Origin of the sequence: Marmoricola sp. OAE513 (assembly GCF_040546585.1) — a bacterium.
Taxonomy (GTDB): Bacteria; Actinomycetota; Actinomycetes; order Propionibacteriales; family Nocardioidaceae; genus Marmoricola.
The window spans coordinates 376,160-400,305 of record NZ_JBEPOC010000001.1; the positions used below are offsets into that span (position 1 = coordinate 376,160).

Here is a 24,146-nt window from a genome sequence, read left to right on the forward strand (position 1 = left end):
GGGCCGAGGGCCGCTACTCGAGCTTGCCGACGTCCTCGAACGTCGTGCTCTCCCCCTCGTGCTTGTTGATCGCGAAGTTCAGCAGCCAGAGCAGGACGCCGACGCCGAGCATGCCGGCGGCGATCTTGTACTGGATCATGTCCGCGTCCAGCCGGGCCCACGGACCGAGGAGGTACAGGCACGCGATCGCCCCGATCACCGGGACGACGGTCGGAGCCGTGAAGGCACCGTCGCGTCCGGGCTCGCGGCGGAGGATCAGGACCGAGACGTTCACGACCGCGAACACGGCGAGCAGCAGCAGCGCGGTCGTCCCGGACAACGCCGCCACCACGGTGTTCTCCGCCTCCAGGCGCACCACCACGATCAGCACGAGCGCCAGTGCCGTAGTGAAGACGATGGCGGTCCACGGCGAGCGCTGCTTCGGCAGCACCTTGCCGAGACCACGGGGAAGGACGCCCTGGTTCGCCATGCCGTAGACCAGGCGGCTCGCCATCAGCATGTTGATCAGCGCGGTGTTCGCGACGGCGAAGACCGTCATGAACGGGAAGATCTTGTCGATCGGCAGGTCCGGTGCGCCGACGCGCACGACGTCGAGCAGGATGCCCGCCTCCGGGTTCTTCGGCGTCGCGATCTCCCCCGCCGGGATCACCGCGACCACCGAGACCGCGACCAGCATGTAGATGATGACCGCGATCCCGAGGCCGGTGAACATCGCACGCGGGAAGATCCGGTGCGGGTCCTTCGTCTCCTCGACCATGTTGACCGAGTCCTCGAAGCCGACCATCGAGAAGAACGCGATCGCGGTCGCCACCGTGACGGCGGCGAACAGGCCCTTGTCGTCCGGGTTCTCGAACACCGTGATGCGGTCGAGGTCACCGTCGCCGCCGCCGATCGCGACGAAGCCGATGACGATGACGATCGCCAGCGCGGCCATCTCCACCAGGGTCAGGATCACGTTGAACTTCACGCTCTCGCCGACACCCCGCAGGTTGACCAGCGCCAGCACCACCATGAAGGCCAGCGCCACGACCAGCGTGGCACCGTCGCCGGTCGGGATCGCCGGGATGCCCTCCTCGAGGCCCACCAGCAGGTTGCTGGCCAGCAGGCCCGACGAGGTCGCCGCGCTCGTGATCCCCGAGCAGACCACGGTGAACGCGACCAGGAACGTCACGAAGTGCACGCCGAAGGCCTTGTGCGCGTACAGCGCCGCGCCCGCCGCCTGGGGGTACTTGCAGACCAGCTCCAGGTACGAGTACGCCGTCAGCGTCGCCACCGCGAAGGCCACCAGGAACGGAAGCCAGGCGACGCCGCCCACCTGGCCGGCCAGGCGACCGGTGACCGCGTACACGCCCGCGCCGAGGATGTCTCCGACGATGAAGAGCAGCAGCAGGCCCGGGCCCATCACCCTCTTGAGGTCGGGACTGGGGCCGTTGACGTCGGTCTCTTCGCGCTCGCTGAGGGCAGACATGGGCGTCTGGTACCCAGAAAGCGCCCTCCTCATGCGTCCTCAGCCGAAGAAGATCTCCGCCTCGGCGTACTCCTCGGGCGACACCAGCTTGAGCTCCGAGGTCCCCTCGCTCAGCGGCACCCGGACGATGTCGGTGCCGCGCAGCGCCATCATCGTCCCGAAGTCGCCGTCGTGGACCGCTCCGATCGCCTGCAGACCGAACCGGGTGGCCAGCCAGCGGTCGAACGCCGTGGGCGTACCGCCACGCTGGATGTGACCGAGCACGACGGCACGGGCCTCCTTGCCGGTGCGGGTCTCGATCTCGGCAGCCAGGCGCTCACCGATGCCGCCGAGCCGCACGTGCCCGAAGGCGTCCTTCTCCCCGGTCAGCAGGGTCATGCCGCTCCCGTCCTCGGCCTCGACCGGCACCGCTCCCTCGGAGACCACCATGATGACGGCGTACTTGGTCTCGAACCGAGCCTCGACGTACCGGCAGACCTCGTCGATGTCGAAGGGCCGCTCGGGGATGAGCACCACGTTGGCGCCGCCCGCGATCCCGGCGTGCAGGGCGATCCACCCGGCGTGCCGGCCCATCACCTCGACCACCAGCACCCGGTGGTGCGACTCCGCCGTGGTGTGCAACCGGTCGATGGCCTCGGAGGCGATGTTCACCGCGGTGTCGAAGCCGAAGGTGAAGTCGGTCCCGGAGAGGTCGTTGTCGATCGTCTTGGGGACACCGACGACCTTCACACCGAGCTCGTGCAGCTTCGTGGCCACACCCAGCGTGTCCTCGCCACCGATGGCGATCAACGCGTCCACCCCGGCGGCCGCCAGGTTCGCCTCGATCTGCTCGACACCACCCTCGATAGAGAACGGATTGGTGCGCGAGGACCCCAGGACGGTCCCGCCGCGCGGCAGGATGCCGCGCACCTGGTCGATCCCCAGCGCCATGGTCAGCCCCTCGAGCGGCCCCTTCCACCCGTCGCGGAAGCCGACGAACTCGTCGCCGTACTCCTTGACGCCCTTGCGTACGACGGCCCGGATCACGGCGTTCAGGCCCGGGCAGTCACCGCCTCCGGTGAGTACTCCGACGCGCATCCGCTGCCTCCACAATTGGAACGATCCAGTGAGTGCTCCCACCCTAGCCACGTTCGCTAGGGTCACGCCATGACCTTCTCGATCGTCGCGCGCTCGGCCGACGGGCAGTCCTGGGGCGTCGCCGTCGCCTCGAAGTTCCTCGCCGTGGGCAACGCGGTCCCGGCAGCGGTCGCCGGGGTCGGCGCGGTCGCCACCCAGGCCGAGGCGAACGTCGCGTTCAAGGGCATCGGCCTCTCCCTGCTCGACGAGGGAGCCACCGCCCAGGTCGCGCTGGACCGGATGCTCGAGGAGGACGACAAGCACAGCCACCGCCAGGTCGGGCTGGTCGACGTGGACGGTGGGGCCGCCACGCACACCGGGCACGACTGCTTCGACTGGGCCGGCGGGCTGACCGGCGAGGGCGTCGCGATCCAGGGCAACATCCTCACCGGCCCGGAGGTCGTGGAGGAGATGAAGGCCGCCTGGGACGCCTCGCCCGAGGATGCACCCCTGGCCCGACGACTGCTCGCCGCCCTCGCCGCCGGCGATGCCGCGGGCGGCGACAAGCGCGGTCGTCAGTCGGCCGCGCTGCTCGTGGTCAGCGAGGGAGCCGGGTACGGCGGCAACGACGACGTCGCGGTCGACCTGCGCGTCGACGACCACGCGTCCCCGATCACCGAGCTCACGCGGCTGCTCGCACTCAACGACCTGTACCTGACGGCCTCCACCGAGGAGGAGCGGATCACCGTCACCCCCGAGCTCGAGGCCGAGATCGCCGGGCTCGTCGCCGCCACCGGTCACCCCAGCCTGGCAGCCTGGGTGGGCACCGAGAACTACGAGATGCGGGTCGCCGAGGACGGCAGCTGGATCGACGCCCAGGTGCTGGAGGCCCTCCGAGCCGCCGGAACCGCCGGAACCGCCGGGGCCGCCGGATGACCGCCAGCAACGTCCTGGCCATCGACGCCGGGACGACGGGTGTCACGGCCGTGGTCGTGACCGCCGACGGCACGATCGCCGCCCGCGGCTACCAGGAGTTCGCCCAGCACTTCCCGCACCCCGGGTGGGTCGAGCACTCCCCGGAGGAGATCTGGCAGGCGACCATCGAGTCGACCCGCGCCGCGCTCAAGGCCTGGGACGGGACCCCCGCCGACCTGGCCGGCATCGGCATCACCAACCAGCGCGAGACCGTCCTGCTGTGGGACCGCGAGACCCTCGGGTCCCCGCGCCGGGCGATCGTCTGGCAGGACCGCCGCACGACCGACATCTGCGAGCGGCTCAAGACCGAGGGGCACGAGGACAGGGTCGCCGAGCTCACCGGTCTGCGGCTGGACCCCTACTTCTCCGGCACCAAGCTGGCCTGGCTCGCGGAGCACGAGCCGCACACCTGGGCGCTGGTCGAGTCTGGCCGGTACGCCGTCGGCACGGTCGACTCGTACTTGATCGCCCGGATGTCCCGCGGGACCTGGCACGTCACCGACGTCTCCAACGCCTCCCGCACGCTGCTCTTCGACCTCGAGCGCGGCGAGTGGTCCGAGGAGCTCTGCGCCCTGTTCGGCGTACCGCGGGACGCGCTGCCCGAGGTGGTCGACAGCTGGGGGGAGCTGGCCCGCACCGACCCGCGCAGCTTCCTCGACCTGGACCTGCCCATCGCCGGGATCGCGGGCGACCAGCAGTCGGCGCTGTTCGGCCAGACCTGCTTCGACGTCGGTGACTCCAAGTGCACCTACGGCACCGGCTCGTTCATCCTCACCAACACCGGGAGCACCGTCGAGCGCTCGGACGCCGGCCTGCTCTCGACCGCCGGGTGGCGGGCGCCTTCCGGGGAGATCACCTACGCCCTCGAGGGCGCGATCTTCGTGACCGGCGCCGCGGTGCAGTGGTTGCGCGACGGCCTCCAGATCGTCGGTACCGCAGCCGAGACGGCGGCGATCGCGGCGACCGTCGACTCCACCGACGGGGTCGTGTTCGTGCCCGCGCTCACCGGCCTGGGAGCCCCGCACTGGGACCCGCACGCCCGCGGCGCGATCCTCGGCCTGACCCGCGGCACCACCCGTGCGCACATCGTCCGGGCGACGCTGGAGGCGATCACCTACGAGGTCCGCGACGTGATCGACACGATGCCTGCACTGACCTCGGTCGCCGTGGACGGCGGCGCTGCGGCCAACGACCTGCTCTGCCAGCTGCAGGCCGACCTGCTCGGCGTCCCGGTGGAACGTCCGAAGATCGTCGAGACGACCGCGCTCGGCGCCGCCTTCATGGCCGGTCTCGGCACCGGCGTCTGGGACAGCACCGAGGACCTGCGCTCCAGCTGGCAGCTCGACCGCGTCTTCGAGCCGGACCCCGCCGCCGCGGACAAGACCGCCGCGGCGTACGCACTGTGGCTCAAGGCGGTCGAGCGCAGCAAGGGCTGGGCGTGACCGTTCACAACCTGCCGGGGAACTACAGCTAGCGCTCGAGCTTCTCCAGCTCGGCCCGCGTCTCGGCCAGGTTCTCCTCGGCGACCTCGAGGATCTCGCGTGCCTCAGCCACGGCGTCCTCGAGCTCGTCGACCTCCTCGTCGACCGCGTCCACGTCGTCCTCGAGCCCGGCGAGCCTGCGCCGGAGCTCGTCGATCTCGCCCTGCAGCTGCAACCGCCGCGCCTGGAGCTTCTCGTTACGGGAGACCAGGTGGTCGAGCTCCTCCTGCGCCTCAGCCACCCCGAGGACGGCATCCTCGACCTTCTCCTGAGCGGCCTCGAGACGCAGACCGTCGTCGGGGACGACGTGCAGCACCGGCGGCGCCGGTTCACCCGGTGCCTCGACCGCCGCGGCGCGGTACCCCAGCGCCTCCGGCACGGCGCACACGGCCGCGACGTCCAGCTCGGAGACACCGGTGGAGGAGAAGGCCGTGACGACCAAGCCGGAGCGCACGACGTCACCGGCGACCGGGTCGAGCAGGGCCGCGGTCAGCATCCCCTCGACCTGGTCGGCGACTGCCGGGGTCAGGCGCACGCCGTGCTCGCGGGACAGCTGGCCCGCGGTCGTGGTGAGGGCTGCGGTCAGCTGGCGTCGCTGCCGGGTCAACGTGCGCAGGCCGTCCCCGTCCAGCGACTCGGCGGCCGCACGCAGCGATGCCGCGAGCTCGAGGACCTGGTCGATCTGCTCGCTCTCCCGCCGGACCAGCACGTTGACCGCCCATGCCGCGAGCGAAGGCTTCCGCAGCGCCTTGATCCGAGCGCCGAGCGGCTTGTCGCCCGCAGCGGTCGCGGCTTTCGCCGCGCTGTCGCGCGACGCCGTGAAGTCGCCGACCGCTCCGGCGTACAGGCGGTCGGCGGCGGCAACCAGCTCGGGCTGCGCGTCCGGCTCAGCCGAGGGCATCGGCCAGCGCCTCCAGGGCGGCCACGCAGCTGGCGGCGCGGATCTGCGTCCGGTCGCCGTCCAGGGCGTGCCGGAGGACCTGAACACCCTTCGGGCCGGCCAGTGCGACGTACACGGTGCCGACCGGCTTGTCGTCCTGCTTCTCCGGCCCGGCGACGCCGGTCGTCGCCAGCACCCAGTCGGTCCCGAGCAGCTGCTGGGCTCCCCGAGCCATCTGCGAGGCGCAGTCGGCGGAGACCACCTGCGACGCGGTGACGCCGAGGACGTCACGCTTGACCCGGGTCGCGTAGGTGACCACTCCCCCGGCGAAGGTGGCCGAGGCGCCCGGCGTACCGCTGAGCAGGTCGGCCAGGCCACCACCGGTGAGCGACTCGGCGCAGCCGACGCTCTCGCCACGGGCGAGCAGCGCCCGGTGCACGGTGGCCGCCAGGCTCTGCGCGGGGGTGAGGTCGGCACTCATGGAGGCAAGGCTAGTCTGCACAGTCATGGCGCCCCCGACGCAGAGCATTCCTGCCATCGAGAGCTACGCCATCATCGGCGACCAGCACACCGTCGCCCTGGTCGGGATCGACGGGTCGATCGACTGGCTCTGCCTGCCGCGCTACGACTCCCCCTCCTGCTTCAGCGCCCTGCTGGGCGACGAGGACAGGTCCCGCTGGCAGATCGGGCCCGCGCCGGATGCCGGCGAGCACACCACCGAGCGCTCGTACGTCGAGGGCACCAACGTCCTGCAGACGACCTGGACGACGAGCTCCGGCACGGTGCGGGTCACCGACCTGATGCCCGTCCGGGACCGGCGGGCCGACGTGATCCGGCGGGTCGAGGGACTCGAGGGCACCGTCGACCTCTGCCACGAGCTGGTGATCCGCTTCGACTACGGCCGGATCCGACCCTGGGTGCGTCGCGCCGTGACCGACGGCGCAGAGGTGATCGTCGCCGTGGCCGGACCCGACAAGCTCGTCCTGGCCGGGCCACGCCTGCCGCACGCCGTGGACGGCCGGCACCAGGACACGTTCACCGTCACCGCCGGGGACACCCTCGACTTCACGCTGACCTGGATCCCGTCGCACCGCGACCTGCCCGAGCACGTCGACGTGGAAGCCGCGCTCGCCCGCACCGTCGAGCTCCAGCAGGAGTGGAGCGGTGGCGCCCCCGACGAGGGCCCGTTCACCGATGCCGTCCGGCGCAGCATGCTGACCCTTCTCGCACTGACCCACGAGGACACCGGGGGGATCATCGCCGCACCCACGACCTCGCTTCCCGAGGACTTCGGCGGGGTCCGCAACTGGGACTACCGCTACACCTGGCTGCGGGACGCGTCCCTCACCGTGGAGGCGATGATCGGTGGTCCCGGGGACGCGCGTCCGGAGACGGCAGGCCCGTGGCGCGACTGGCTGCTGCGCGCGATCGCCGGCGACCCCGAGGACCTCCAGATCATGTACACCGTCGACGGCGGTCGCCACATCCCCGAGCTCGAGCTCGACCACCTCGCCGGGTTCGCCGACTCCCGTCCGGTCCGGATCGGCAACGCCGCGGTGGACCAGCGCCAGGGCGACGTCGTCGGCGAGGTCCTGGCCGCTCTCGGCGCGGCGCGGGACCTGGGTCTCGCCGAGACCCGGGACAGCTGGAGCCTGCAGCGCACCCTGGTCAACGGTCTGGTCGACACCTGGCACCTGCCGGACCACGGCATCTGGGAGATCCGCGGCCCGCAGCGCAACTTCACCCACAGCCGGGTGATGATGTGGGTCGCCTTCGACCGGATGGTGCGGGGCGTCGAGGACCACGGACTGAGCGGACCGGTCGAGCTCTGGCGGGACGTGCGCGACACGATCCGCGCCGACGTCGAGACGAGGTGCTTCGACCCGGCCCGCGGGACCTTCACCCAGCACGACGACACCGACGAGGTGGACGCCTCGCTCCTGCTGCTGCCGGTCGTGGGGTTCCTCCCCGGCGACGACCCGCGGATCCTCGGCACCATCGCGGCAGTCGAGAACGACCTGCTCCGCGACGGCCTCCTGCTCCGCTACCGCACCGAGACCGGGGTCGACGGTCTCCCGGGCGACGAGCACCCGTTCCTGGCGTGCTCGTTCTGGCTGGTCTCCGCGTACGCGTTGGCCGGGCGGCACGACGACGCCACCGCGTTGATGACCCGGCTGGTCGGGCTGACCAACGACGTCGGTCTGCTGAGCGAGGAGTACGACGCCGGGAACGCCAGGATGGTCGGCAACTTCCCGCAGGCGTTCACCCACCTGACGCTGGTACAGGCAGCGCGGACACTTCGGCAGGAAATCGAGCGCACCGGGGCAATTGCTGCCGAATAGGTCTATACCATCGCGTCCGCGCGGCGAGCCCGGGTCGCGCTGGGCGCGGCAGTGACGCAGAATCTCCCTACCGGAACCGGCCGGGTCGACGTACGAAGGAGGACCGATGCGCGGACGCGAGACCACCCCCGCGGGGTCCGGTCCCGACCTCCGGTCCCAGGTCGGCGCCGAGCTCAGTGCCCAGATGCTCGCCCGGCTCGTCACCCCGGCACAGCCGGAGATCCCGGAGAGCGACCTGCACGGGACCTGGCGGCAACCGAAACCGCGGCGGATCTTCGGGCAGGCGCTGCTCGCGCTCGCCCTCGTCGGTGCCGGGGTCGGCCTCTTCCTGACGCTCTGGGTGCAGACCTTCGACGCACTCGCCGTCCTCGTCGCGTTCACGAACATCGCCCTGATGACCTACACCGCGCTGTCGGTCTCGACGCCGACCACGGTCACCCTCGACGGCCCGGTCGTCTCGGTGCGTCGCGGTCGGGAGACCGACGACTTCGACCTCACCGGCCCGGTCCGCCGGATCATCGAGACCGGACGCACGAACCGCCCGAACTGGCGCGTGCGCCTGGAGACCGCCGACGGCAAGGTCGTCGAGCTCGGGCCCACGCAGATCGATCCGGTGCTGATGCACGCCGCGATCACCCGCTACCGGGCACCTCGGGTGCCGCAGCAGCGCACCGGCGACTGACCGCCCGGGGCTCAGGCCGGGCTCGGGCCGGGCTTGGGGCTCAGGCGTCAGCCGGGGCAGCAGCACCGCGACGGTGCCGCACGACGTCGCGCGCGAACTCGTAGCCCGAGGTCATCGTCAGCACGACGGCCACGACCAGCAGCACCACCGCGGTCCACCAGACGACGTCACCGGGGACGTCCCAACCGCCGCTGAGGTAGTGGAACGGCGCCACCAACCCACCGAGCGCCAGCGCCTGCGCCATCGTCTTGACCTTGCCCGACTGGCTGGCCGGCATCACGACCTGCTTCGCGATGGAGAGCCGGGCGAGCGTGACGCCCCACTCGCGCAGCAGCACCGGGACCGTCACCCACCACAGGACCGGGTAGATGATCGAGAGGCCGATGAACGCCATCCCGGTGATCGCCTTGTCCGCGATCGGGTCGGCGATCTTGCCGAAGTTGGTGATCAGGTTGTGCTTGCGGGCCAGGTCACCGTCGATCTTGTCGGTGATCATCGCGACGGCGAACAGCGCGTAGGCGATCCAGCGCCACCCGTTGTCCTCACCGCCGTCGTGGAGCAGGGCGATCCCGAAGAACGGCGTGATGACGATGCGCAGGGTGGTCAGGGCGTTGGGCACGTTCCAGTTGCTCGGCTTGTGCTCGCTCATCGCTCCCCTCCCTGCTCCTGCCGGCTCGGTGCTCACTCAGAGAGCCTCGGCGACCAGGTCGACGCCCTCGGTGGCCACGACCCTCGCCCTGATCATGTCACCCACGGCCACGGCACCCGACAGGCCGGTCAACGTCGTCGACCCGTCGACCTCGGGACCCTGGCACGCGGCCCGGCCCTCGGCGGTCCCCGGACCCTCGAGCCCGAGTGCCTCGACCAGCACCACGACCTCCTCGCCGATGCGCTCCTCGGCGCGCTGGGCGGTCAGGTCCTCGGCCAGCGCGGTGAGGTGCTCGAGCCGCTCGGCGATGACCTCCTCGTCGAGCTTGCCGTCGTACGTCTCCGCCTCGGTGCCGTCCTCGTCGGAGTAGCCGAAGACACCGATGGCGTCCAGCCTGGCCTCGGAGACGAAGTCGCTCAGCGTCGCGAAGTCCTCGTCGGTCTCGCCGGGGAACCCGACGATGAAGTTGGAGCGCACACCCGCGGCCGGCGCCTGGCGTCGTACGTCAGCGAGGAGCGTCAGGAAGGACTCCGGGTCACCGAAGCGACGCATCGAGCGCAGCACCGTCGGCGAGGCGTGCTGGAAGGACAGGTCGAAGTAGTCGGCCACCCCCGGCGTCGTGGCGATCGCGGAGACCAGGCCCGGACGCGTCTCGGCCGGCTGCAGGTAGGACACCCGCACCCGCTCGACGCCGTCGACGGCAACCAGCTCGGGCAGCATCGTCTCCAGCAGCCGGATGTCGCCGAGGTCCTTGCCGTAGGACGTGGAGTTCTCCGAGACCAGGAACAGCTCCTTGACGCCCTGCTCCCCCAGCCAGCGCGCCTCGGCGAGGACGTCGGAGGGACGGCGGGAGACGAACGAGCCGCGGAAGCTCGGGATCGCGCAGAAAGCGCACCGGCGGTCGCAGCCCGAGGCCAGCTTGAGCGGCGCCATCGGTCCGCCGTCGAGGCGGCGGCGTACGGCGCGGGGCCCGGTCGACGGCGCTCCCGCACCGATGTCCGCGAGGTCCTCGGGCACCTGCGCGGCGACCTCGAAGGAGTGGCCCGGGACGACGACGTCGACGTCGATCCGCTGGGTGGGCGAGATCGGCAGCAGCTTGCGCCGGTCCGACGGCGTGTGCGCGTGCTGCTTGTCACCTGCCAGGATCGAGCGCAGCCGCGCGGCGATATCGGGGTAGTCGTCGAACCCCAGGACGGCATCCGCCTCGGGCAACGACTCGGCGAGCTCGCTGCCGTACCGCTCGGAGAGGCAGCCGACGGCCACCACCGCCTTCGCCGAGCCGGCGTCCTTGAGGTCTGCCGCGGCGAGCAGCGTGTCGACCGAGTCCTTCTTGGCGGCCTCGACGAAGCCGCAGGTGTTGACCACGACCGTCTCGGCGTCGGCCGGGTCCTCGACCAGCAGGAAGCCGCCGGCCTCGAGCTGGCCGGCCAGCTCCTCGGAGTCCACCTCGTTGCGGGCGCACCCGAGAGTGACGAGCGCGACGGTGTGGCCGGGAGCGGAGGGTGAAGTCATGTCGGGGCCGATTATGCCGGTCGGACCGCCCCCAGAGCGAACCGGACGACGCGCCTCAGCGGTGGCCGAAGGTCTTCGAACCCTTGGCCCCTGCGGTGCCCACGACGCCCTGGGTCTTGCCCTTGATGATCACCTCGATGGCGCCGGCGTTGTCGGCCACCACCTTGAACGGCGCCAGGCCGACGATCTTGCGGGTCTTTCCCTGGGCCAGGTCGCCGGACCAGAGCACGTGCCCGTCCCGGTCCTTGACCGCGACGTGGCTCGGCGCAAACGCCGCGCGGACCGTGATCCCGGAGGTCTTCATCTTCGGCGACGTGATCGGCGTCTGGTTGCCGGCGAGACCGGCGGAATGGCTGGTCTCCGGCGCCGCGTTCAGCTCCTCCGGATCGCCCGCGAAGATCCGCGCCAGGCCCCAGACCATCGTCAGGCAGAGCACGGACCCGATCAGCAGGCTCCACCGCGGGCTTCCCAGGGTGGCCCGCATGCCGCCGGACAGCCCTGTGGAGAGCTCGGCCTCGAAGACGCGGCGCGCGTTGATCGGCGCCTGGGCGTAGCGCTCGTCGTAGATGGCGAGCAGCGGATCCAGGGTCAGGCCCAGGGCGCGCGAGATCGCGGTGAGGTGGCCGCGGGCGTAGAAGTCGCCGCCACACGGGTCGAAGTCGTCGCGCTCGATGGCCTCGAGCACGTGGGGGCGGATCCGCGTGCGTTGACTGAGCTCCTCGATGCTCATGTCCAGGCACTCGCGCGCGTGCGCGACCTTCGCGCCGATCAACGGCTCGAGCACCGGCGGACGGCGGTCGGCGAGGTCGTCGATCACGATCTCCGGCGGGAGCTCGTCCCAGGACGGCGGGTTCTCCACAGCGGCCAGGACCACCGGCTCGGTGTGCTCGACGTCGTCGGGGAGCACCGCGTCCTCATCCTGGTACGTGCGCGCCTCGGGGTCCTCGACCGGTTCCGGGTCGAGCCGGACGTCGACGCGGTTCGGCTCGGCGACCGCGCGCAGCGGCAGGACCGGCTCGGGCAGCGCAGGCTCGGGCAGGACGGGCTCGGGCAGGACGGGCTCGACCTCAACCACCGGGTCGAGCAGGACCGCTCCCGCCACGACCTCGTGCACCTCGTCGTCGAAGGCGGTCTCGTCGAACGCCTGCGGCGACGGGACCCAGTCGTCCTCGTCCGGGATCGGGAGACCCTCGTCGTTGTAGCTGGTCGGCGCCTGGGAGGCGGCAGGGTGCGACGGCGCACGGCCGTGCAGGTGCACGATCTCCACGCGTCCGTCCGCGAGGTCGACGAGCTCGGCAGCCAGGTCGACGCTGTCGCTCAGCGTGGTCATCCCGAGCGGCACGCTCAACGAGGCGCCGTAGAAGTACTTGTTCCAGCGCAGGTGCAGCTCGGCGAGCGTGCCGAGGCGGCGCAGCACCCGGGAACGGTCGCGCGGCACGATCACCAGGCGGCCGTCGGTCCACCGCGAGCGCGGGGGCTCGACGACGACCTGGCGCACGGACTCCCACGGGAGGCCCCGCCAGGTCAGGCCGACGCGGAGCCGGATGCCCTGGCCGTCGGCGACGAGCACCGGCGTGCGCGCGGAGGCGAGCGCCGGCAGGTTCATCGCGGCGACCGCCAGCAGCAGCAGGCCGACCAGCACCTCGAACGTCGACCCGGCACGGATCAGGTAGGCGACGCCGAACAGGACGGCGGCGCCACCGACGGCACCGCTGAGCACGACGTTGCGACGGATCGCCACCACGTCCTGCTCGTCCTCGTCCTGCTCCACGACGGGTCCGTCGTACTGCTCCTGGCTCACAGCTCCCCCTGCAGTGACGCGATGACGTCGTCGAGGTCATCGGGCTTGATCATGACGTCGCGCGCCTTCGAACCCTCGCTCGGGCCGACGATCCCGCGACTCTCCAGGATGTCCATCAGGCGCCCGGCCTTGGCGAACCCGACGCGGAGCTTGCGCTGCAGCATCGAGGTCGAGCCGAACTGGGTGGAGACGACCAGCTCGATCGCCTGGATCACCAGGTCGAGGTCGTCACCGATGTCGTCGTCGAGCTCGCGCTTGGACGCCGCCGGGGCGGTGACGTCGTCGCGGTAGGTCGGCTCGAGCTGCTCCTTGCACTTCTTCACGACCTGGTGGATCTCGGCCTCGGTGACCCAGCTGCCCTGCACCCGGATCGCCTTGGAGGCTCCCATCGGCAGGAACAGCCCGTCACCCTGGCCTACCAGCTTCTCCGCCCCCGGCTGGTCGAGGATGACCCGGGAGTCGGCGAGGCTGGAGGTCGCGAACGCGAGCCGCGAGGGCACGTTGGCCTTGATCAGGCCGGTGACCACGTCGACCGACGGGCGCTGGGTGGCCAGCACCAGGTGGATGCCGGCCGCACGGGCGAGCTGGGTGATCCGGACGATCGCGTCCTCGACGTCGCGGGGCGCGACCATCATCAGGTCGGCGAGCTCGTCGACGATCACCAGCAGGTACGGGTACGGCGCGAGCTGGCGCTCGCTGCCCGCGGGCACCTGCACCTTGCCGGCCCGGACGGCCTTGTTGAAGTCGTCGATGTGCCGGAAGCCGAAGTTCGCCAGGTCGTCGTACCGCATGTCCATCTCGCGGACGACCCACTGGAGAGCCTCGGAGGCCTTCTTCGGGTTCGTGATGATCGGCGTGATCAGGTGCGGGACGCCCTCGTAGGCGTTCAGCTCCACGCGCTTCGGGTCGACCATGATCATCCGGACCTCATCAGGCGTGGCCCGCATCAGGATCGAGGTGATCATCGAGTTGATGAAGGACGACTTTCCCGAACCGGTGGCACCGGCCACCAGCAGGTGCGGCATCTTCGCCAGGTTGGCGACCACGAAGCCGCCCTCCACGTCCTTGCCGAGCCCGGCGACCATCGGGTGGTGGTCGTTGCGGGCGCTGTTGGACCGGAGCACGTCACCGAGGGAGACGATCTCCTTGTCGGTGTTCGGGATCTCGATGCCGACGGCGGACTTGCCCGGGATCGGCGAGAGGATCCGGATGTCGGCCGAGGCCACCGCGTAGGCGATGTTCTTCTGGATGTTGATGATCTTCTCGACCTTGACCGCGGGGCCGAGCTCGACGACGTACCGGGTGACCGTCGGACCGCGGGTGTAGCCGGTGACGGACGCGTCGATGTCGAACTCCTCGAAGACCGCGGTGAGACGCTCCACGACGGCGTCCGAGGCGGGCGTCCGGGCCTTGTGCGCGCTGCCCGGCTTGAGGATGTCGCTCTCGGGCAGCGTGTAGGTGATGTCGCCGGACAGGCTGAGCTGCTCGACGCGCACCGGCAACGGCGTGTGCGGCGGGGGCTCGAGGTCGACCTTGGCGTCGGACTCGGCGGCAGCGGCGTCGAAGTCGAAGACGTCCACACCCGCGTCGTCGCCCTTCTTGCCCCGGCGTTTCTTGACCTCGCGGTCCTCCAGGACCGGGCTGTCGTAGGCGACGTCGCCCATGTCCGGGTCGATGCCGTCGTCGATCAGCGCCTTGCGGCTGCGGCGCTTCTTCGGCTCTGGCTCCGGTTCGGGCTCGACGTACCGGCCCAGCGCCTTGTCGCGCATCGTGCGCAGGCGTGTCGGCACCTGGTAGAGCGGCGTGGCGGTGACCACGAGCAGACCGAAGAACGACAGCAGTGCGAGCAGCGGCACGACGACGTACGGCGTGCTCAGCAGGTCGGTGAGCAGCTTGGCGACCACGAACCCCAGGGCGCCACCGGCGTCCTGGATGTCGGTGGTGTCGCCGAGCTTGGGCTCGGGCGATCCGTTGGCGATCTGCACGATGCCGAGGACGCCGAAGAGCAGGGCCGCCCATCCGACGACCTGGCGACCGGCGGGGCCGTTGGCCTCCGGGTCGCGCATGTTGCGCCAGGCGATGTAGACGAGCATCAGCGGCACGAAGTACGCCAGCAGGCCCACCGAGCCGGCCACCGCGGCGCGCACGCCGCCGAAGACCTGGCCGGGCAGCTGCCACCAGACCGCGGCGGCCACGACGACCGCGAACGCCATCAGGAACAGGCCGGCACCGTCGCGGCGCTGCTCGGGCTCGAGGTCCCGGGCGCCCTGGCCGATCCTGCGGGCGCCGGAGCCGACACCTCCCGCCACGCCCAACCAGACGGCGGCCACGCCGCGTCCGAGCGCACCGAAGGTACGCGAAACGGGACCAGGACCGTTGCGGACTGCTCGCGGGGCCGGTCGCTTCTTCTTCGAAGCGGCGGGCTTCCGTGCAGCAGGCTTGCGCTTGCCCTGGCTACCGGACGGCCGGGAACGCGTCGTAGAAGCACCCTTTGCAGTGCTCCTGCTACGCGACGCCGGCGGGGAAGACGTACGGGTCGCCATGGTCGCAATGTACTCGTCAGCCCCACCATTCACATGCGTCACACGCCGCGTGTTGCCCGGCACGTCGTCGGCGTGGTTCCGGGAGGTGGAATCATGCGGGCATGACCGCGGCCCCGACCCTGCTGCGCCGGCCCGCGCCGAACGGCGCCGCGAGCTGGCTGACCTGGTCGACCCCGCCGGTGGTCGCCTGGGTCGCCGCGACGTTGCTGACCTGGGCGGTCGCCCGCGCCACGGACGTCGCGTACTGGTCGGCAGCTGGCCGGGAGCGCTGGGACTCCACCCACTACCTGTCCATCTCGCGCTCCGGCTACGAGATGTTCAACTGCTGGGACCGGGCGGGCTACAAGGACGCCGGGTTCCCCGACGTGATCTGCGGGAACGTGGCGTGGTTCCCCGGTTACCCGATGGTGGTCCGGATCTTCTCCGCGACCGGACTGTCGTACGACGCCGCGGGGATCCTGGTCTCCGAGCTGGCCCTGCTCGGCATGTTCTTCGCGCTCTGGTGGCTGCTCGGCTCCCGGCTCACCTGGTCCACCGGCCTCACGATGGCGCTCGGGGTGGTCTTCGCAGGCGGGATCTACTTCCACGCCGTCTTCCCGATCGCGCTCGGCACCTTCGCGCTGCTGGTCGCGGTGATCGGGGTCAAGCGCGGGTCCTGGCTGCTTGCCGGGTCAGCCGGCTTCGTCGCCGCGTCCTGCCACCTCGTCGGCGCCGTGGTCGTCGGGATGCTCGTCCTCAGCGTGTTCTTCGCCTGGCAGTCCGACCCCGTACGCCGGCGCGTCGCCAAGGCGCTCGGCTCCGCCGCGCTCGCGGCGAGCGGCGTGCTCTGGGCCACGTGGGTGATGTGGACGGCAACCGGGCACTGGGACGCCTACGAGCAGATCAACCGGTCCAGCTACGGACAGGGCGGCCTGCGCAACCCCTTCACCGAGTTCGACGACGCCCGGAAGTTCGACTTCACCTTCCCGATCACGCCGGGCAACGACTCGTGGCTGGCCGCGCACAGCACCGGCGCCAACCACTGGCAGCTCTGGTTCAACCTGGCGTTTGTGGTCCTGGTCGTCGCGTGGACCGGATGGCAGCTGGTACGCGACCGCCGGCTCGAGGTCGAGCAGTGGGCCGCGGTGCTGCTGCTCGGCGCGATCTTCCTGATGCCGTTCCTCGCCGGCGCGCAGATGTCCTGGTACCGCAACCACGCCCAGATGTTCGTCGGGCTGGTGCTGCTGAAGAACCTGCATCCCGCGGTCAAGCTGCCGGTGCTCGCACTTTTCGCCGTCCAGTACGTCTACCTCGGCGGGATGTTCTTCTCCAACGTGCTCGTCTAGCGCGCGGCGAGATCTCCGAGCCGCGCCAGGTCGCCGGCCATCGCCGCGGCCCGGTCCAGGTGCGTGGGCATCAGGCGCACCACAGCTGCCTCCAGCAGGCGAGGCATCTTCTCGATCTGGTAGGTCTCGGTGATCCGGGTCCCCTCGGGGACCGCCTCGAGCTCGAAGCTCCACCGGGTCGCGTCCCCCGCGAGCCCGCCGTTCGTCGTCCACGCGAACCGGACGCCGGGCACCGACTCGACGACCGTGCACGGCCGCGACCACCGGATCCAGCGCAGCCGGTTGGTGCCCTTGAAGGCGTTGCCCGCCGTCGGGCCGTCGCCCTGGACCCACCGGGCCCCGGTGGCCTCGTGGCTCCACTCCCCCACCCGGGTGACATCCGTGAGCACGGCCCAGACCGCCTCCGGCGGTGCCGGTACGACGACGCTCACCGTCTTCGAGCGCGGCAGCCGGCGGTCGGTCACCTCAGCCCTCGATCGGACCGAGGAGGGTGTCCTCGTTCTCGCGGATCTCGGCCTCGAGTGCTTCGGCGAAGTCGTCGGTCACCGTGGACTTCGCCGGCTTCGGCGCGATCGACCCCCAGGCCTTGTCGATGGCGGCCGAGACGTCGATGACCCGGGCCTCCTCGATGTGCGGCTTGCTGGTCTCCCGTGCGACGTACTTGGCGACGAAGCGCTTGAGCTCGCCCTCGATGTTGACCACGCGCTGCATGATCGTCGCGCGGATGCCCTCGGCCTGGACCTTGACCTCGATCTCGGAGCTGCGCGGCGGGTCGATCGTGATGAAGATCTTCACGCCCTCGACGGCCTGCGCGGTGAGGGTCAGCGGCACCAGGAGCTCGGCGTGGAAGGTGTGCGTCTCGACCTGAAGGTTGACCTCGAAGGTGAGGCTGACGGGGAGCTCGACCCGGTAGGAGATCTGCGCACCCTCGATCCGGTGCGCGCTGGCGGCGCCGATCTCGCCGTACGCCCGGACCTTGGCGATCTTGCCCGGCCCGACGCCCATCGGACCGAAGTCGATCGGCTGCCCGGCGATGTTGTTCACCGCCCCGAGGATCCGGTCCTCGCTGACGGCCTCGGCGAAGAAGTCGAGACCCCACTGCTGGTAACTGACGAACTCGGTCTCGGACGGGACAGGCATCGGCTCAGGCCTCCAGGACGACCGGGATGATCATCGGGCGGCGGCGGTGCTTGCCGGAGACCCAACGACCCACCACCCGCCGGATGCTCTGCTGGAGCTGGTAGGTGTCCGTGACGCCCTCGTTGACGGCCTTGTCGATCGCGTCGGTGATCGGTCCCTTGATCTGGTTGAACACCTCGTCATCCTCGGCGAAGCCGCGGGCATGGATGTCGGGGCCGCTGACCACCTTGCCGGTCTGGGAGTCGATCACCACGATCACGGAGATGAAGCCCTCCTCGCCGAGGATCCGGCGGTCCTTGAGGTCGCTCTCGGTGATGTCGCCGACCGAGCTCCCGTCGACGAAGACGTACCCGCAGTCGACCTTGCCGGTGATCGAGGCCTGGCCGTCGACGAGGTCGACCACGACACCGTCGGTGGCCACCACGACGTTGTCCGCGGGGACGCCGGTCAGCTTGGCCAGCTCGGCGTTCGCGTACATGTGCCGGATCTCGCCGTGCACCGGCATCACGTTGCGCGGCTTGACGATGTTGTAGCAGTAGAGCAGCTCGCCCGCGCTGGCGTGGCCGGAGACGTGCACCAACGCGTTGCCCTTGTGCACGACGTTCGCGCCGAGCGCGGTGAGGCCGTTGATCACCCGGTAGACCGAGTTCTCGTTGCCCGGGATCAGCGAGGAGGCCAGGACGACGCAGTCCCCCTCCTCGATCGTCACGAAGTTGTGGTTGCGCTGGGCGATCCGGCTCAGCGCCGACATCGGCTCGCCCTGCGACCCGGTCGAGATCATCACGACCATGCCCGCCGGCAGGTTGGCCAGCTCCTTGGGGTCGACCAGCAGGTCCGGCGGGACGTTGAGGTAGCCCAGGTCGCGGGCGATCCCCATGTTGCGGACCATCGAGCGTCCGACGTACGCGACCTTGCGGCCGTGCTCGTGCGCGGCGTCGAGGATCTGCTGGACGCGGTGCACGTGCGAGGCGAAGCACGCGACGATGATCCGCTGGTCCTTGCTGGTGTGGAAGACCCGGTCGAGCACCGGGGTGATGTTCTTCTCCGAGGTCGTGAACCCCGGCACCTCGGCGTTGGTGGAATCGGTGAGGAACAGGTCGACCCCGGCCTCGCCCAGCCGTGCGAACGCCCGCAGGTCGGTGATCCGACCGTCGAGCGGCAGCTGGTCCATCTTGAAGTCACCGGTGTGCAGCACGACGCCGGCACCGGTCTTGATCGCCACCGCGAGCGCGTCCGGGATCGAGTGGTTGACGGCGACGAACTCGAGCTCGAACGGACCGAACGAGATCGTCTCGCCCTCCGCGACGATGTGCCGGACCGTGTCGGAGATGCGGTGCTCGCGCAGCTTGGAGTCCAGCAGCGCCAGGGTGAGCTGCGAACCCACCAGCGGGATGTCGTGGCGCTCGCGGAGCAGGTACGGCGTCGCGCCGATGTGGTCCTCGTGGCCGTGCGTGAGCACCAGCGCGTCGACCGCGTCGAGGCGGTCCCGGATGGCGTCGAAGTCCGGGAGGATCAGGTCCACGCCCGGGTGGTTCTCCTCCGGGAAGAGCACGCCGCAGTCGACGATCAGCAGCCGGCCGCCGTACTCGAAGACGGTCATGTTGCGACCGACCTCGCCGAGGCCGCCGAGTGCGATGACCCGCAGGCCTCCCTTCGCCAGGGCGGACGGTTCGGACAGCTCGGGGTGCGCGTGGCTCATCAGCTACCCGCTCAGTTCGACTCGGCGGTCGGCAGCAGGTGGGCCGAGGCGAGGGCTTCGTGCACCAGGCCGACGAGCTCGTCGTCCGCCTCGACCAAGGGCAGCCGCACGACCCGGTTCGAGGTGACCCCCATCAGCTCCAGAGCCGCCTTCGCGGTCATCACGCCCGGCGCGTGGTTCATGATCGCGTCGACGACGGGCAGCAGGTCGGTGTAGACACCCAGCGCGCGCTCGAGGTCGCCCGCGTCGACGGCCGCGACCATCTCGGCGTACTGGTTGCCGGCGACGTGGCTGACGACCGAGACCAGGCCGGCCGCCCCGTGCGTCAACCAGCCGAGGTTCTGGACGTCGTCGCCGGAGTAGAACGACAGGCCCGTCTCGGCCATGATCGAGACCCCACGGAACAGGTCACCGACGGCGTCCTTGACCGCGACGAACTTCGCGTTGCTGGCGACCCGCGCAAAGGTCTCCGGGGCGATCGTGACCCCGGTGCGGCCCGGGATGTCGTAGAGCATGATCGGCAGGTCGCTGGCGTCGGCCACGGCCTCGAAGTGCGCCGCGATGCCCGCCTGGGTGGGCTTGTTGTAGTACGGCGAGACGAGCAGCACGCCGTCCGCCCCGGCCTTCGCCGCCTGCTCGTTGAGCTCGACCGAGTGCTCGGTGTGGTTCGTGCCGACGCCTGCGATCACGGTGGCGCGGTCGCCGACCGCGTCGATCACCGCGCGCAGGATCTCGCCGTCCTCGGAGACCGAGGTGGTCGGGGCCTCACCGGTGGTACCGCTGACGACGATGCCGTCGTTGCCGTTGTTCACCAGGTGGTCCGCCACCTTCGCGACGCCGTCGAGATCGACCGATCCGTCGTCGTTGAAAGGTGTCACCATCGCGGTGAGCACCCGGCCGAAGGGGGCTGCAGGCAGGCTCATGGGGTCAAGGCTAGTCGCCCTGGAGCCGTCGGCGCCTCAGGGTTGTGCCGCGGCGGCCAGCCTCCCCGGATCGGCGGCCTTCCCGGAGTACCTTCGCCCGGGTGAGAACCTCCGCTGCGCCCGCCCCCCGCTCCCTCCGCCTGCTGTCCGCGGGCATCGCCGCGGTGCTGACCGCCGGCGTGCTGGCAGGGTGCGGGAAGGGCGACGATCCGGAGCCAGTCACAGCGCCGGAGCCGACCGCCCCTGCCCTCACCCCGAGCGCCACGCCGACCCCGTCGCCCACTCCCCTCAGCTCGCCGACCGCCAGCGCGAAGCCCACCAAGAAGCCCACGAAGAAGCCCACCCGCGGCAGCGGTGACGCCGACGGCGACGACGAGCCGGCAGCGGCCGGCGGCGGCGTCTGCGCCGAGCTCAGCGAGGCCGAGGTCGGCGCGGTGCTCGGCAACACCGTCACCGGTGCGGCGATCCCCGGCGGCGGCTGCGCCTTCGCTCCGAAGAAGCCCCGGCCCCCGGCCGCGAACTTCATCGACCACCCGTACGCCGACATGTCCGGTGGCATGACCGGCGCGAAGGAGAACGCGACCTCCGCGGTCGAGGGCGAGCCCGAGGATCTCGCCGGCATCGGCGACGCTGCGTTCGTCGTCACCGGGACCTCCTTCGGCGGCGACCAGCTCCAGGGCGCCGGCGCGGTGCGCATCGGTGACCGGCTGATCAGCGTGGAGCTCGCGCAGAGCGCGGGCCTCACTCGCGGCCGGGTGCGCTCGCTGGTGGTCAGCCTGCTCCGGCTCGCGGTGGCCGAGAGCTCCTGACCGAACAGGCGAAAACCCTACTTATCGGCGAAGCCGCCGACTGGCTACGTTGCCACCATGCGAACCCAGGTGTCCCTGCCCCGTCTGCTCTCCACGGCTGCGCTGATCGGCGCGCTCGCCACCGTGTCGGCGTGCGGCTCCGACGACGGCGACAAGGGGTCGGACTCCTCGAGCACCGACGGGACCACGGCACCCACGGGCGACGATGAGACCGACACCGCCTCGGGCGGTCTCATCGATGTCTGCACCGAGATCACCGCGGACGAGGCCGGTGCCATCGTCGGCGGCACGGTGACCCACGAGGACGTCCCGGGAGGAGGCTGCAACTTCGCCCAGGACGACCCGCGAAAACCCAGCGTGAGCTTCACCGCCACCGCGTACGACGATGCGAACGGCGGCTTCGAAGCGGCGATCACCGGCGTCTCGGGCGTGCTCCAGGGTGACGGCGGCGGCCCGGTCGACGGCGTGGGCGAGGAGGCCTACGTCAAGACCGGCACCACCGGCGGCGAGAACCAGCAGGGCGGCGGACTCGTGCGCGTGGGCGGCACCCTGGTCCAGGTGACCTACCTCCAGGGCGACGGCCAGTCGGCCGACGTCGTGAAGGAGAAGGTCGTCGCGGCCCTGACCCTGGCGGCCGGGAAAATCTGAGGCTCGGGCGCACCCCGCCGCACTAGCCTGCTCGCATGAGCAGTCCCGTCCTGAGCACCGTCGTCCTGCCCTACCAGCGTTGGAGGGAAGGCGCCCGGGACTCCTGGGTCGGCGCCGAGCAGCTCGGGTTCGACACGGCGTACACCTACGACCACCTGTCCTGGCGGACCTTCCGCAACGGCCCCTGGTACGGCGCAGTCCCGACGCTCACCGCCGCGGCGACCGCCACCGAGCGGATCAGGCTCGGCACCCTGGTCACGAACGCGAACTTCCGGCACCCGGTCACGCTCGCCAAGGAGCTGATCTCCCTCGACGACGTCTCCGGCGGTCGGATCACGCTGGGCATCGGCGCCGGCACCAGCGGCTTCGACGCCGCCGTGCTCGGCCACGAGCCGTGGTCACCGCGCGAGCGCGCCGACCGGTTCGCCGAGTTCGTGACCCTGCTGGACCGGCTGCTGCTCGAGCCCGACGTGACCAGCGAGGGCACGTTCTACTCGGCGTACGAGGCGCGGAACTTCCCGGGCTGCGTGCAGCGCCCGCGGCTGCCCTTCGCGGTGGCCGCTTCCGGGCCGCGAGGTCTGGCGCTGGCGGCACGCTTCGGACAGGCGTGGGTCACCACCGGGGACGACAAGATCTTCGAGACCGGCACCGCAGCCGAGTCCGACGTCGCCATCGCCGGGCAGGTCGAGCGACTCGGGAACGCCTGCGCGTCGATCGGCCGGGACCCGGCGACGATCCGCAAGGTGCTGCTCACCGGCTTCACCCCGGAGGCCAACGCACCGCTGGAGTCCTTCGACCGGTTCGTGGACTTCGCCGGCCGGCACCTGGCCATGGGCTTCGACGAGCTCGTCATCCACTGGCCGATCCCGGACTCCTACTTCCACGCCGAGACGGCAGTGTTCGAGCGGGTCGCGACCGAGGCTCTCGCGCAGCTCTAGACCCGCTCCCACCAGACGAACTCGAACGCGGTGCCCTCGTGGGTGTGCGGCACCCGCTGGGTCTCGACCCACCGGGTGGGGTCGAACTCCGGGTAGAACGTGTCGCCCTCGGGGTCCAGGTGCACCTCGGTGAGCACCTGGACGTCGGCGACCGCCAGCGCCTCGGCGTACACCGATGCTCCGCCGACGACGAACACCTCGTCGTCGATGCCCTCGGCCAACCGCAGGGCCGTGGCCAGGTCCGGTGCGGTCAGCACACCCTCGGCCGACCAGGACGGGTCCCGGGTCAGCACGATCGTCGTCCTGCCGGGCAGCGGACGGCCGATCGACTCGTACGTCGCCCGTCCCATCACCAGGACGTGCCCCAGCGTCAGCGCCTTGAAGTGCGCGAAGTCGGGGGGCAACCGCCAGGGGATGTCACCGTCGTTGCCGATCACGCCGTTGTCGGCAACGGCGGCGACCAGGGTCACCGTCATACGGCGATCGGGGCCTTGATGCCCGGGTGCGGGTCGTAGCCGTCGAGGGTGATGTGCTCGAGGTCGAACTCGTCGAGCGCCTTCACCGACGGGTCGAGGTGCAGCGTGGGCAGCGGCCGCGGTTCGCGCGTGAGCTGCAACCGGGCCTGGTCGAGGTGGTTGGTGTAGAGGTGGGCGTCGCCGAGCGTGTGCACGAAGTCGCCGACCTCCAGGTCGCAGACCTGGGCGACCATCTGGGTGAGCAGCGCATAGGACGCGATGTTGAACGGCACGCCGAGGAACACGTCCGCCGAGCGCTGGTAGAGCTGGCAGGAGAGCTTCCCGTCGGCCACGTAGAACTGGAACATCGTGTGGCACGGGGCGAGCGCCATCTGCGGGATGTCAGCGACGTTCCAGGCAGACACGATGTGCCGGCGCGAGTCGGGGTTGCTGCGGATCTGCTCGACGACCTGCTTGATCTGGTCGACGTGGTGACCGTCCGGGGTGGGCCAGGAACGCCACTGGTAGCCGTAGACCGGACCGAGGTCGCCGTTCTCGTCGGCCCACTCGTCCCAGATCGAGACCCCGCGGTCCTGGAGCCACTTCACGTTGGTGTCGCCGCGCAGGAACCAGAGCAGCTCGGCGAAGACCGAGCGGGTGTGGATCTTCTTGGTCGTCACCAGCGGGAAGCCCTCGGAGAGGTCGTAGCGCAGCTGGTGACCGAAGACCGACAACGTCCCGGTGCCGGTGCGGTCGGACTTCTCCGTACCCTCGTCGAGGATCCGCTGCACCAGGTCGAGGTAGCTCTGCATACCCCTAA

General features: G+C 70.6%; 22 protein-coding genes. 8 read left to right on the plus strand and 14 right to left on the minus strand.

Features of this window, described 5'->3' with window-relative positions:
• Nucleotides 1-13 precede the first annotated feature (13 nt).
• A complete protein-coding gene (locus ABIE44_RS01805; protein ID WP_209713188.1) occupies nt 14-1,468 on the minus strand; it encodes an APC family permease in 1,455 nt (484 codons plus the stop codon).
• A 39-nt stretch (nt 1,469-1,507) separates the two neighbouring features.
• Entirely contained in the window at nt 1,508-2,545 is a 1,038-nt protein-coding gene (locus tag ABIE44_RS01810; RefSeq protein WP_209713186.1) for a 6-phosphofructokinase, read from the minus strand.
• A gap of 69 nt (nt 2,546-2,614) precedes the next feature.
• On the opposite strand from ABIE44_RS01810, the gene ABIE44_RS01815 reads away from it, so the two are divergent.
• Both ABIE44_RS01815 and glpK read left to right on the plus strand, forming a co-directional pair.
• Complete coding sequence (locus ABIE44_RS01815; protein WP_209713184.1) at nt 2,615-3,460, plus strand: DUF1028 domain-containing protein; 846 nt, start codon at nt 2,615-2,617, stop codon at nt 3,458-3,460.
• Nucleotides 3,457-4,941, plus strand: coding sequence for a glycerol kinase GlpK (gene glpK / locus ABIE44_RS01820; RefSeq protein ID WP_209713182.1), 1,485 nt, complete (start codon nt 3,457-3,459; stop codon nt 4,939-4,941). The genes ABIE44_RS01815 and glpK overlap by 4 nt, the downstream gene beginning before the upstream one ends.
• A gap of 28 nt (nt 4,942-4,969) precedes the next feature.
• On the opposite strand, the gene ABIE44_RS01825 is transcribed toward glpK, so the two are convergent.
• Nucleotides 4,970-5,881 (minus strand): hypothetical protein, encoded by a 912-nt coding sequence (locus ABIE44_RS01825; RefSeq protein WP_209713180.1) that lies wholly within the window; start codon nt 5,879-5,881, stop codon nt 4,970-4,972.
• Complete coding sequence (locus ABIE44_RS01830) at nt 5,868-6,341, minus strand: CinA family protein (RefSeq protein ID WP_209713178.1); 474 nt, start codon at nt 6,339-6,341, stop codon at nt 5,868-5,870. The genes ABIE44_RS01825 and ABIE44_RS01830 overlap by 14 nt, the downstream gene beginning before the upstream one ends.
• A gap of 25 nt (nt 6,342-6,366) precedes the next feature.
• Between ABIE44_RS01830 and ABIE44_RS01835 the strand changes: the two genes are divergently transcribed.
• The gene (locus ABIE44_RS01835) at nt 6,367-8,202 is read left to right on the plus strand and encodes a glycoside hydrolase family 15 protein (RefSeq protein ID WP_209713176.1); all 1,836 of its coding nucleotides are present in this window, start codon (nt 6,367-6,369) and stop codon (nt 8,200-8,202) included.
• 106 nt (nt 8,203-8,308) lie between these two features.
• A complete protein-coding gene (locus ABIE44_RS01840; RefSeq protein ID WP_209713174.1) occupies nt 8,309-8,884 on the plus strand; it encodes a hypothetical protein in 576 nt (191 codons plus the stop codon).
• A gap of 40 nt (nt 8,885-8,924) precedes the next feature.
• On the opposite strand, the gene pgsA is transcribed toward ABIE44_RS01840, so the two are convergent.
• Genes pgsA through ABIE44_RS01860 form a run of 4 tightly spaced genes read right to left on the minus strand, consistent with a single transcriptional unit; the run spans nt 8,925 to nt 15,389 of the window.
• Nucleotides 8,925-9,569: a CDP-diacylglycerol--glycerol-3-phosphate 3-phosphatidyltransferase gene (gene pgsA, locus ABIE44_RS01845; protein ID WP_354437766.1), complete on the minus strand. Its 645-nt coding sequence runs from the start codon at nt 9,567-9,569 to the stop codon at nt 8,925-8,927.
• Nucleotides 9,570-11,045 (minus strand): 30S ribosomal protein S12 methylthiotransferase RimO, encoded by a 1,476-nt coding sequence (gene rimO / locus ABIE44_RS01850; RefSeq protein WP_209713172.1) that lies wholly within the window; start codon nt 11,043-11,045, stop codon nt 9,570-9,572.
• A gap of 55 nt (nt 11,046-11,100) precedes the next feature.
• Nucleotides 11,101-12,846 carry a RodZ domain-containing protein gene (locus ABIE44_RS01855; protein ID WP_209713170.1) on the minus strand — a complete coding sequence of 582 codons (1,746 nt, stop codon included), beginning with the start codon at nt 12,844-12,846 and terminating at the stop codon, nt 11,101-11,103.
• A complete protein-coding gene (locus ABIE44_RS01860) occupies nt 12,843-15,389 on the minus strand; it encodes an FtsK/SpoIIIE family DNA translocase (protein WP_209713168.1) in 2,547 nt (848 codons plus the stop codon). The genes ABIE44_RS01855 and ABIE44_RS01860 overlap by 4 nt, the downstream gene beginning before the upstream one ends.
• A 101-nt stretch (nt 15,390-15,490) precedes the next feature.
• Here ABIE44_RS01860 and ABIE44_RS01865 point away from each other — a divergent pair, with 101 nt between their 5' ends.
• On the plus strand, nt 15,491-16,714 hold the full coding sequence (locus ABIE44_RS01865) for a putative hexosyltransferase (RefSeq protein ID WP_209713166.1): 1,224 nt from the start codon (nt 15,491-15,493) through the stop codon (nt 16,712-16,714).
• Here the strand turns inward: ABIE44_RS01865 and ABIE44_RS01870 are convergent.
• From ABIE44_RS01870 to dapA, 4 genes are read right to left on the minus strand one after another with little or no spacing between them, the layout of a single operon-like run.
• Nucleotides 16,711-17,178: an SRPBCC family protein gene (locus tag ABIE44_RS01870; protein WP_209713164.1), complete on the minus strand. Its 468-nt coding sequence runs from the start codon at nt 17,176-17,178 to the stop codon at nt 16,711-16,713. The genes ABIE44_RS01865 and ABIE44_RS01870 overlap by 4 nt on opposite strands.
• Nucleotide 17,179: 1 nt before the next feature.
• Nucleotides 17,180-17,854 carry a hypothetical protein gene (locus ABIE44_RS01875; protein ID WP_209713162.1) on the minus strand — a complete coding sequence of 225 codons (675 nt, stop codon included), beginning with the start codon at nt 17,852-17,854 and terminating at the stop codon, nt 17,180-17,182.
• A gap of 4 nt (nt 17,855-17,858) precedes the next feature.
• Nucleotides 17,859-19,553, minus strand: coding sequence for a ribonuclease J (locus tag ABIE44_RS01880; RefSeq protein WP_209713160.1), 1,695 nt, complete (start codon nt 19,551-19,553; stop codon nt 17,859-17,861).
• 11 nt (nt 19,554-19,564) lie between these two features.
• Nucleotides 19,565-20,476: a 4-hydroxy-tetrahydrodipicolinate synthase gene (dapA, locus tag ABIE44_RS01885; protein WP_209713158.1), complete on the minus strand. Its 912-nt coding sequence runs from the start codon at nt 20,474-20,476 to the stop codon at nt 19,565-19,567.
• Between the two features lie 101 nt (nt 20,477-20,577).
• Between dapA and ABIE44_RS01890 the strand changes: the two genes are divergently transcribed.
• Genes ABIE44_RS01890 through ABIE44_RS01900 form a run of 3 tightly spaced genes read left to right on the plus strand, consistent with a single transcriptional unit; the run spans nt 20,578 to nt 22,871 of the window.
• The gene (locus ABIE44_RS01890; RefSeq protein WP_209713156.1) at nt 20,578-21,285 is read left to right on the plus strand and encodes a hypothetical protein; all 708 of its coding nucleotides are present in this window, start codon (nt 20,578-20,580) and stop codon (nt 21,283-21,285) included.
• A gap of 57 nt (nt 21,286-21,342) precedes the next feature.
• Nucleotides 21,343-21,933 (plus strand): hypothetical protein, encoded by a 591-nt coding sequence (locus ABIE44_RS01895; protein WP_209713155.1) that lies wholly within the window; start codon nt 21,343-21,345, stop codon nt 21,931-21,933.
• Nucleotides 21,934-21,968: 35 nt separating this feature from the next.
• Complete coding sequence (locus ABIE44_RS01900) at nt 21,969-22,871, plus strand: LLM class flavin-dependent oxidoreductase (protein WP_209713153.1); 903 nt, start codon at nt 21,969-21,971, stop codon at nt 22,869-22,871.
• Here ABIE44_RS01900 and ABIE44_RS01905 read toward each other — a convergent pair.
• A complete protein-coding gene (locus ABIE44_RS01905; protein WP_209713150.1) occupies nt 22,868-23,347 on the minus strand; it encodes a dihydrofolate reductase in 480 nt (159 codons plus the stop codon). The genes ABIE44_RS01900 and ABIE44_RS01905 overlap by 4 nt on opposite strands.
• Entirely contained in the window at nt 23,344-24,138 is a 795-nt protein-coding gene (locus ABIE44_RS01910) for a thymidylate synthase (RefSeq protein ID WP_209713148.1), read from the minus strand. The genes ABIE44_RS01905 and ABIE44_RS01910 overlap by 4 nt, the downstream gene beginning before the upstream one ends.
• Nucleotides 24,139-24,146 lie beyond the last annotated feature (8 nt).